We start from the raw sequence: 9,439 nt of genomic DNA, 5'->3' as shown, positions 1-9,439 counted from the left end.
AAATAAATGCAGTAAACCATAGATTGAATCGGTCCAACCAAATGCTTTATATGATTTTATCCCCAAAAATATGACTTGACCCCAAGAATGTTCTTCAACTCGCCCGACTTTCCAACAAAACACCCCAATTCTACGTTATTTATTTTTTATTTCAGATATATCATTTGTAACTTTTCAACTTTACCCTGAAAAAATAGTAAAGCTGAGGTAGTAAGTTATCTATTTAAATATGTGTAAAGTGTTAAATAACTGGTAATCAGCAACGTGTAGGGGGCTTTTTTTTATGCATGAGATGAAATACATCATATTTATACGAAAAAAAATGAAATAAATGACGAAAAGTAACAATATTATTCCTACAAAATTGTAATTAAATAAAGGTTTTTAACATCAAATTGTTAATTAAAGTCGTAAACACCTTAAATTACTGCTATTTCCAGCTTACAAAATATTTATAAATAAATGCACTAACAGGGTAAGAAATCCGCTACTTTAAGCTATCTTTATAGGGTAAAAAATAACTAAATTCCATTCAGATGTATTTACTATTAGCTGTGGGAGTAGTTCTGCTTATAGTGGGATCTTCCTTCGTAGTGGTAAGGGAATAGAAGATATTAATTTATAAACGTTCCCTTTAAATTAAAAGTAGCCTCAACATGTTGGGGCTATTTTTTTTTGTATTACTTTTGTCAGTCGTTACAATTTCATGTGAAATATGGTTATTTTACAGGCTGTTTCGATGCCTGCCCGACGGTAGGCAGTTTAGTTGAATAAAATATTAAGAATAAATTTGTTATGCTACAAGTTCAGTACATACGAGAAAATAAAGAGGCTGTAATAGAGGGGCTGAAGAAAAGGTTTTTTGATGCTGAAGAACCAATTGCCAGAGTTTTGAAGCTGGATGATGACAGGAAGTCGATTCAGAATAAACTTGATGGCTCGTTGGCTGAGCAGAAGAGATTGGCTGGTGAAATCGGGGGTCTTTTTAAGCAGGGAAAAGGTGTCGAGGCAAACGAAATAAAAGCTAAAGTAGCACAGATGAAGGCTGAGTCGAAAGATTTGAATTCACAGTTGCAGAATGTTTCTGAAGAATTGCAGAACGAACTTTACAATATACCTAATGTACCTAACGAGAAAGTTGTTGCCGGAAAATCGGAGGAAGATAACGAGGTAGTACTACAGGAAGGTGAAATACCTGAGATGGGCGATGAAGCTCTTCCACATTGGGAAATTGCTGCTAAATACGATATTATTGATTTTGAGCTGGGAGTGAAAATTGCCGGAGCAGGATTCCCTGTGTATAAGGGTAAAGGTTCGCGTTTGCAACGTGCCTTAATAAATTATTTCTTAGATAAGAATACTGATGTAGGATATAAAGAATTTCAGGTGCCTCATTTAGTAAATGAAGCTTCGGGAATAGGAACCGGACAATTGCCTGACAAAGAAGGCCAGATGTATCATGCACAGACAGATAATTTGTATCTGATACCTACGGCAGAGGTTCCGGTAACTAATATGTATCGCGATACAATTCTCAAGGAAGAAGATTTTCCAATTAAAGCTACAGCTTATACTCCTTGTTTTCGCCGTGAAGCAGGATCGTATGGAAAGCATGTTAGAGGTCTGAATCGTTTACATCAGTTTGACAAGGTTGAGATAGTTCAGCTTCAGCACCCTGATAAATCGTGGGAGGCCCTTGACGGAATGGTTGAGCATGTGAAGGGAATATTGCAGGAGCTTGGATTGCCATTTCGTATATTGAGATTGTGTGGAGGTGATACAGGTTTTACTTCTGCCATGACATACGACTTTGAAGTTTATTCTGCCGCACAAAAGCGTTGGCTGGAAGTTTCGTCTGTATCTAATTTCCTTACTTTCCAGGCTAACAGACTTAAGCTACGTTATACTGCAAAGGATGGTAAACGCTACTTGGCTCATACACTTAATGGCAGCTCATTGGCTCTGCCGAGGGTTCTTGCAGCTTTGTTGGAGAACTATCAAACAGAGAAAGGTGTTGAGATTCCTGAAGTGTTGAGAAAATACACCGGGTTTGATTATATAGATTAAAAAATAGTTGACAGCCGCTTGCTGGCAGCTCACAGTTTTTTTAAAAAAGTTAGGGTTTGATCTTCTTTGTTGATAAGATGATCAAGCCCTTATTTATTTTGGTATTAAGCCCCCGATAGGAATGATACCCTGCAGTTGCCAAAGGTAATGAGCAGAGCTGTGGAAGAGCTGAAAAGACCTTTGAAGATCCTTGCACAGCTGCTGTGAATACCTTTGGCAACGAAGCGTATAAATGGATAGCGGGAAAAGGCGCATAAATATTCAAAAAAGAAGTTTTATAACAGTTAGTCCTGTTATAGAGTAGTTGATATTAAAGGTGACAGGTATAAGTATTTGGAAATCAACTCAATAAGCTGTAATTTTAAGTGTTGTAAATGAGAATGTTACAATGAAAAATTATTTCTTAATCTAAAATTGAAAATTATGAAGCTTTTTAGAAGTGTAATGATATTGGCTGTAATTATTGCCTTAACTACGGTTCAATTGAATGCCCAGAATAAAATTGGTATCCGTTCGGGTTGGAACTATGCCAGTATAAGTGATGATGGAAACAGGTTTGGTAATCATTTGAATTCATTTTATGTTGGTTTGTTTAAAGAACATAAGATTATACCGATGTTTCATTTTGGATATGGTTTGGAGTACTTGCAAAACGGATATGAAGTAAAACGTGCCTATACGCACAAATTGAACTACATAAGTGTACCATTGTATTTGAAATTTAAATTAGGTCCTGCCTTTATAACTGCGGGTACGGGTCTAAACTTTATGGTTTCGGATAATATAGATGTTTCGGTAGCTTCAGTTGATACTCCGGATGGAACTGTTAATACTTTTGACATGCCATTACAAGTAGGAGCAGGTGTAAAAATACTGATGTTTACTATAGATTTCAGGTATCACTGGGGGATGTTTGATGTTATTGATGGCTTAGGGTATAATAACCAGTATATGCAGGTAGGTTTAGGATTTTCTATTTAGTAAACAACTACTATATTACGGTTAAAATATCACGGCCCGATTGTTTAAATTGAGCCGTGATTTTTTTATGAAGTTAAATGGTCAGTCCAAAAACCAGATATGCTTCATGGTTATTTGGATCTAATATCAGTGATGTATTTAGTCGCAAACCATAACTGTTTGTTAATTTGACTGTCTTGGAGAAAGATGCACCTATATTTGTGATAGCAGCTTTTTTTGTTTGGTAATATTTACTTTCGGAGGTGACACCGCCTATAAAGGTGCTTATTTCTATATTTTTTACTGCGAAGCTATAGCCTAATTCGAGATAGGTGGAATAATGAGTTTTTGCATCTCCACTTTCGTCAGTTTGTTTATCTGCTCCATAGAAGTTAGTTGCAAGCATAAAGCTTAAAGGGAGCGAAGATGTACCGTTGTACCGCATTGTTGCTTCAAGTACATGACCGGTTCTGGTATTGGCATACTCAAAGAAATCGTAATATGCATCTTCTGATGGAAAAAAGTAATCGTTTACTCCAATAGTGAACATCTCATCGATAAATGTATATGATGCATAGAAATCAAGTTCCTGAGAAGTTACTTCGCCAAAGGTATAAGAGCCCCAGGTTCCTGCCGTGAACCCTCCGATGGAATATTCGATTGAAGGCTGGATGGCCGGTGCATTTTGACTAAAATTAAGCCCACGCCATACGTAGCGCGAAACAAAATCGGCTCCGATTGAAACAGGAGACTCTGCACTTGTTTCAGTAATTTCATGGGCATTGGCAGTTGATAATACCAATAGCACCGACAGACTTACAATAATTTTTCGAATTGATTTTTCAATGCGGACAGTTTTTACGCATTTAGTACTTCTATATTTCATAGGTTTAATAATTATTCGATAGTTCATCTTACTCTTAGTACATGAATATAAAGTATTAAGGAATTGACCATCAAGGATTATGTAATTAATGAATGTTATAGCAAAAGCAAAATTGACCAATGTGTTTATGAAAGTCACTTCCAGGTGTTAAAATGTGTTCTTTCTAAACTAAAACATTGATAATGGTTACGTTTTGTTACTAACAAGTCAAATATATGTTTTTTTAAAGCAACCCCCCCCTGTTTTACGTGGATGTTTTGTTGATTTATGTCATATTTGCATTATACCCCCTGTGTTTTTACAATGTTATGTATAAAATAAGTGAAAAAATCAAATAAGTGTTCTCTGTGTTTGTATAGGGATGTTGCAGGGAATAATTACTTTTTTTTGCAGAATGCTCATGCAATTTTGAAAGAGAACTATTATATAGAGTCGGATAAGCACATTTTTTAATCAGAATGTTTATTTGGTTTAAGCTTTGATTATTTTATCGGGTACAGTTTATAATATATCAGCGAAAATAAGTTAACGAAACACTCCTTATATATAGCATGTTTTTTAATATTATCTGAAACGTTTAAAATTTTTAAAGCATATTTGCACAATCAGACATTTAGCTGTGTTTTTAATTCAAATGCAAATATGTCAACTATCTACACATCAACACATTTGTGTGTTCCAAAAAACTTCGTATCTTTGCACGCCCTTATTGGGTAAGGAATGTTTATTACATATTATATTAATTAAAACAGTTGTATTGTGAACACGTTGAGTTACAAAACAATTTCGGCTAACAAAGCTACTGCTGACAAGCAATGGGTAGTAGTTGATGCAGCGGACCAACCACTTGGTCGTATGGCATCTAAAGTAGCCAAAATTATCCGAGGGAAGTACAAAGCAAACTTCACTCCTCATGCTGATACTGGTGACTATGTTATCATTATCAATGCTGAAAAAATTAGCCTGTCGGGCAAAAAATGGGATCAAAAAGTTTACACTCGTCACACAGGTTACCCTGGAGGACAGCGTACTTTAACAGCAAGCGAATTGTTGGCAAAAGATCCTCGCAAAATGGTTCAAAAAGCAGTTAAGGGTATGTTACCTAAAAACACTTTGGGAGCTGCTTTGTTTAGAAACCTTAATGTATATGTTGGTTCTGAGCATCCTCATGAAGCTCAAAATCCTACATTAATTAATTTAAACGATCTTAAATAATGGCGACAATTCACAAAATTGGGAGACGTAAAACTTCCGTTGCTCGTATTTACCTTAAGGAGGGATCTGGGAGCATTATTGTTAACAAAAAGGAATACAAAGAGTATTTCCCAACACCAACATTACAGTACAAGATGGAACAGGCTTTCAACCTTACGGGTACAGCTAACCAGTTTGACGTAAATGTAAATGTTTACGGTGGAGGTATTACAGGACAAGTAGAAGCTATTCGTTTGGCTATTTCAAAAGCATTGGTTGAACTAAATCAGGAAAACCACGCTGTTTTGAAACCAGAAGGATTGTTATCACGTGATCCTCGTAAAGTTGAGCGTAAAAAATACGGTCAGAAGAAAGCACGTAAGAAATTCCAATTCTCTAAACGTTAACAGTTTATTGAGTTTTGTTTCCTGTTGTTCTGTATGGAAAAACGTGCGAGTTGCTTAGCATGTTAATCCGCAAAAGCGAATCGCTTCGCAACCTGTCTGCGTTATGCAGCAAGGTAGAATAGCGAATTAGTTTAGCATCTAAATAGAACGGACATTCAGGTGAATATTTCAACCTTGAATTATAGAGTTTTATTGCTAAAATCAACAGAAAGTAAACTAATTAAAAAAAGTAAAAGAAATGGCAAACGTAGATATTAAAGAATTATTGGATGCTGGTGTACACTTCGGACACCTTACAAGAAAATGGCATCCGGCTATGGCTCCTTATATTTTTATGGAGCGCAATGGTATCCACATTATTGATTTGCACAAAACTGCAATCAAATTAGATGAGGCTACAAATGCATTGAAAAAAATCGCTGCAACAGGTCGTAAGATTATGTTTGTAGCAACAAAAAAGCAAGCAAAAGATATTGTTGCAGAACAAGTAAAGGAAATTAACATGCCTTACATCACAGAGAGATGGCCAGGTGGTATGTTAACAAACTTTGTTACTATCCGTAAAGCAGTTAAAAAAATGTCGTCAATCGACAAAATGAAAACGGATGGTACATTTAACATTCTTTCAAAGAGAGAGCGTTTACAGATAGATCGTAAAAGAGCTAATTTGGAGAAAAACCTTGGATCTATTTCAGATATGACTCGTCTTCCGGGTGCATTATTTGTGGTAGATATTAAACGTGAACACATTGCTGTTGCGGAAGCCAAAAAATTAAACATTCCTATTTTCGGAATTGTTGATACTAACTCAAACCCTGAGTTGGTTGACTTTGCAATTCCTGCTAATGATGATGCTTCTAAATCTATTAACGTAATTTTAGGGCACGTTACATCTGCAATTTCTGAAGGGTTAACTGACAGAAAAGCTGAGCGCGAAAGAGCTAAGCAAGAACAAGAAGCTAAAAAAGCTGCTGATGCAGAAAAAAAGGCTGATGCAGAGAAGGCAAAAAAGGCTGACGCTGAAAAAAAATAATATTTGATTAACATGTTGAGACAAGAACTATTCTTGTCTCAGCTGTTTTATTTGAGAAAAGATTAACGATAAGTGAAAACTTATCAAAAATAGTATAATAATCATGGCTAAAATAACTGCTGCTGAAGTAAATAAACTTAGAAAGCAAACCGGTGCCGGAATGATGGACTGTAAAAAGGCATTAGTAGAGGCTGAAGGTGATTTTGATAAAGCAATCGAAGTTCTTCGTAAAAAAGGACAGAAAGTTGCTGCTAAGCGTGCTGACCGTGAAAACACAGAAGGTGCTGCTATAGCTGTAGTAAGTGAAGATAAATCAAAAGGTGCTGTTATATCATTGAACTGTGAGACTGATTTTGTTGCAATGAACGATGATTTCGTAAAATTGGCTACAGAATTCGCAAACCTTGCACTAAACTCTTCTGCATCTAATTTAGAAGAATACCTTTCTTCTGAATTTGCTGCCGGACAAACTGTTGCTGAGAAACTAGTTGAGCAAACCGGTGTTGTAGGTGAAAAACTTGAGATTAAAGATTTCTTCAAATTCGAAGGAGCTCTTGTTGGTTCTTACATCCACGCAGGAAATAAAATTGCTGTTTTAACTGAGCTTTCTGCAAATGTAGAAGGAGCTGATGTTGCTGCAAAAGATGTTTCTATGCAGGCTGCTGCTATGAATCCTGTTGCTCTTGATGAAACAGGTGTTGATCAGTCTATTATAGATAAAGAAATCGAAATAGCTAAAGATCAACTTCGTCAGGAAGGTAAGCCTGAAGCAATGTTAGATAATATTGCAAAAGGAAAAATCAAGAAATTCTTCAAAGAGAATACATTGGTTAACCAGGCATTTATCAAAGACAGCAAACAATCAGTTGCTGATTACGTAAAATCTTATGATAAAGATCTTAAAGTTGCAAAATTTGCTCGTGTAGCTATCGGTTAATTTTAAGGTAAAATATTGTTTATCAGGCTCTGAGGTTTTCCTCGGAGCTTTTTTTTTGCTATCTTGTATAAGAGTATTGGTTTCTAATATTTCTTATGTAAAATGCGAAAAATATTTCTGTTAGCTTTCTGTATTTTTCTTGGGATTAATAATATGCTTTATTCCCAGAATGTTGATTCTGCAGAAAAAAAGAAACCCTTCATAGTATTTAAAGCCGATAGTATTGATGATGGCCGTTGGCTGCTGACTCCTTTTATTACTCCCGGTTATACACCGGAATTAGGTATAATGTTATCAGGAGGAGGGTATTTGTCGTTTAAAACCGATCGTGGAGACATAAATTCAAAGCGATCATCCATCCCTTTATCATTTTCTTATTCTTCGGTTGGAGCAAAGGTGTTTAACTCTTTCCCCATAATTTACCTAATGGGAGAAAGATTAATTTTTGAAGGAGAATTTTGGTATAAAACAATGCCTGATCATTATTTTGGGGTTGGATTTAATGAGACTATCGATAAGGCTAAATCGGATGAAACCTCTTATCACAGGAAGTGGTGGTTAATAAATTCACGTATGTTTTGGGAGTTAAAGAAAAACTGGTTTGTCGGCCTTAATATAGATTTCAATTATACATATGGATCTGGAGCAAGCCCTGAAGTAAAGCAGGATGAATCTTTTTCAAAATATAATGAAATGCCATTTAATTCAGGCTTAGGTTTTATAGCCAGATATGATTCAAGAGATCTGCCAAAAAATTCATATTCAGGTTTTTTTCTGGAGTATTCAAGTACATTTTATGGTGATTATTTGGGTGGAAATAATGATTATAATATTAATGAGATTGATGTTCGCAATTTTTTTTCTGTAGGAAAACCGGGTAGAGTCTTGGCAATACAGGCAATGTTGAGGGTTGGGGTCGGCGAGGTACCATATGGAGAAATGTCTTTACTTGGGACTCCTTTTGATCTTAGAGGTTATTTATGGGGTAGGCTTAGAGATAAATCTATGGCATTTACCATTGTTGAATACAGGTACAAGTTGTATTTCAATAAAAAAGCTTCACGGCATTCATTAGTTACCTGGACTGGTGTAGGTACAATGTTTAGCGAGGAAACTGAGGTATTTTACGCAGCTCCCAATTTCGGTATCGGATATCGTCTCGAATTTCAGCCAAGAGTAAGTTTAAGGCTTGATTTTGGTTTGGGTAGAAGCACTAAAGGGTTTTATATTAGTTTTCAGGAAGCATTTTGAAATTTAATTACTATAAACAATGATAAGGTATATGTATAGGATTATTAATATTAAGACTGTTTTTAAAATTAACAGTCAGACCGAATCTAAAATAAAATACTTACAATCAGACAATTAGATTGATAAATAGATTTTTTTTTGTAATTTAGTTAGCCTAAAATTAAATCTATGAAGAAATTATTATCAACCGCTTTAGTGATGGTTATATCATTACTAAGCATTACGCTTTTTGCGCAAGACAAACCGAATATCCTCGTTATTTGGGGGGATGATATCGGACAATCTAATGTAAGTGCCTACACGCACGGTATGGTAGGTTATACTACACCTAATATTGACCGTATAGCTAATGAGGGTATGATGTTTACCGATTATTACTCTGAACAGAGTTGTACTGCCGGTCGTTCTACTTTTATTACCGGGCAAAGTGTTTTCCGTACCGGATTAAGTAAGGTTGGATTACCGGGAGCTAAAGAAGGTCTTTCGGAAAAAGATCCTACAATTGCTGAATTACTTAAAGAAGAAGGGTATGCAACCGGACAATTTGGTAAAAATCACTTGGGAGATCGGGATGAACATTTACCAACAAACCATGGTTTTGATGAATTTTTCGGTAATCTTTATCACCTGAATGCTGAGGAAGAACCTGAATTACCTGATTATCCGGATCCTAAGGAATATCCTGATTTTAGAAAAAACTTTGG

General features: G+C 35.6%; 9 protein-coding genes. 8 read left to right on the top strand and 1 reads right to left on the bottom strand.

The features are described from left to right. Window positions 1–795 precede the first annotated feature (795 nt). A complete protein-coding gene (gene serS, locus ABFR62_11185; GenBank protein MEN8138982.1) occupies window positions 796–2,067 on the top strand; it encodes a serine--tRNA ligase in 1,272 nt (423 codons plus the stop codon). Between the two features lie 423 nt (window positions 2,068–2,490). Continuing rightward, on the top strand, window positions 2,491–3,048 hold the full coding sequence (locus ABFR62_11180; GenBank protein ID MEN8138981.1) for an outer membrane beta-barrel protein: 558 nt from the start codon (window positions 2,491–2,493) through the stop codon (window positions 3,046–3,048). Window positions 3,049–3,121: 73 nt separating this feature from the next. On the opposite strand, the gene ABFR62_11175 is transcribed toward ABFR62_11180, so the two are convergent. After that, window positions 3,122–3,913, bottom strand: coding sequence for a TorF family putative porin (locus tag ABFR62_11175; protein MEN8138980.1), 792 nt, complete (start codon window positions 3,911–3,913; stop codon window positions 3,122–3,124). Between the two features lie 759 nt (window positions 3,914–4,672). On the opposite strand from ABFR62_11175, the gene rplM reads away from it, so the two are divergent. The 6 genes from rplM to ABFR62_11145 all read left to right on the top strand — a co-directional run. Continuing rightward, a complete protein-coding gene (rplM, locus tag ABFR62_11170) occupies window positions 4,673–5,128 on the top strand; it encodes a 50S ribosomal protein L13 (GenBank protein ID MEN8138979.1) in 456 nt (151 codons plus the stop codon). Continuing rightward, window positions 5,128–5,514 carry a 30S ribosomal protein S9 gene (gene rpsI / locus ABFR62_11165; protein MEN8138978.1) on the top strand — a complete coding sequence of 129 codons (387 nt, stop codon included), beginning with the start codon at window positions 5,128–5,130 and terminating at the stop codon, window positions 5,512–5,514. Before rplM ends, rpsI begins: the two co-directional genes overlap by 1 nt. A gap of 238 nt (window positions 5,515–5,752) precedes the next feature. Continuing rightward, a complete protein-coding gene (gene rpsB / locus ABFR62_11160; GenBank protein ID MEN8138977.1) occupies window positions 5,753–6,547 on the top strand; it encodes a 30S ribosomal protein S2 in 795 nt (264 codons plus the stop codon). A 103-nt stretch (window positions 6,548–6,650) separates the two neighbouring features. Continuing rightward, window positions 6,651–7,484: a translation elongation factor Ts gene (tsf, locus tag ABFR62_11155; GenBank protein ID MEN8138976.1), complete on the top strand. Its 834-nt coding sequence runs from the start codon at window positions 6,651–6,653 to the stop codon at window positions 7,482–7,484. A 102-nt stretch (window positions 7,485–7,586) separates the two neighbouring features. Continuing rightward, on the top strand, window positions 7,587–8,735 hold the full coding sequence (locus ABFR62_11150) for a BamA/TamA family outer membrane protein (protein ID MEN8138975.1): 1,149 nt from the start codon (window positions 7,587–7,589) through the stop codon (window positions 8,733–8,735). A 198-nt stretch (window positions 8,736–8,933) separates the two neighbouring features. Further along, on the top strand, window positions 8,934–9,439 hold a 506-nt coding region (locus ABFR62_11145; GenBank protein ID MEN8138974.1), incomplete at its 3' end, for a sulfatase-like hydrolase/transferase.

It is taken from the genome of Bacteroidota bacterium, assembly GCA_039714315.1.
Classification (GTDB): Bacteria; Bacteroidota; Bacteroidia; order Flavobacteriales; family JADGDT01; genus JADGDT01.
This window is presented reverse-complemented; position numbering and strand designations above follow the sequence as displayed.

What these genes read in the sequence shown, in the direction of transcription:
- serS (MEN8138982.1), top strand. Translation starts at nt 796, where the DNA reads ATGCTACAAGTTCAGTACATACGAGAAAATAAAGAGGCTGTAATAGAG.
- ABFR62_11180 (MEN8138981.1), top strand. Translation starts at nt 2,491, where the DNA reads ATGAAGCTTTTTAGAAGTGTAATGATATTGGCTGTAATTATTGCCTTA.
- ABFR62_11175 (MEN8138980.1), bottom strand. Translation starts at nt 3,913, where the DNA reads ATGAAATATAGAAGTACTAAATGCGTAAAAACTGTCCGCATTGAAAAA.
- rpsI (MEN8138978.1), top strand. Translation starts at nt 5,128, where the DNA reads ATGGCGACAATTCACAAAATTGGGAGACGTAAAACTTCCGTTGCTCGT.
- rpsB (MEN8138977.1), top strand. Translation starts at nt 5,753, where the DNA reads ATGGCAAACGTAGATATTAAAGAATTATTGGATGCTGGTGTACACTTC.
- tsf (MEN8138976.1), top strand. Translation starts at nt 6,651, where the DNA reads ATGGCTAAAATAACTGCTGCTGAAGTAAATAAACTTAGAAAGCAAACC.
- ABFR62_11150 (MEN8138975.1), top strand. Translation starts at nt 7,587, where the DNA reads ATGCGAAAAATATTTCTGTTAGCTTTCTGTATTTTTCTTGGGATTAAT.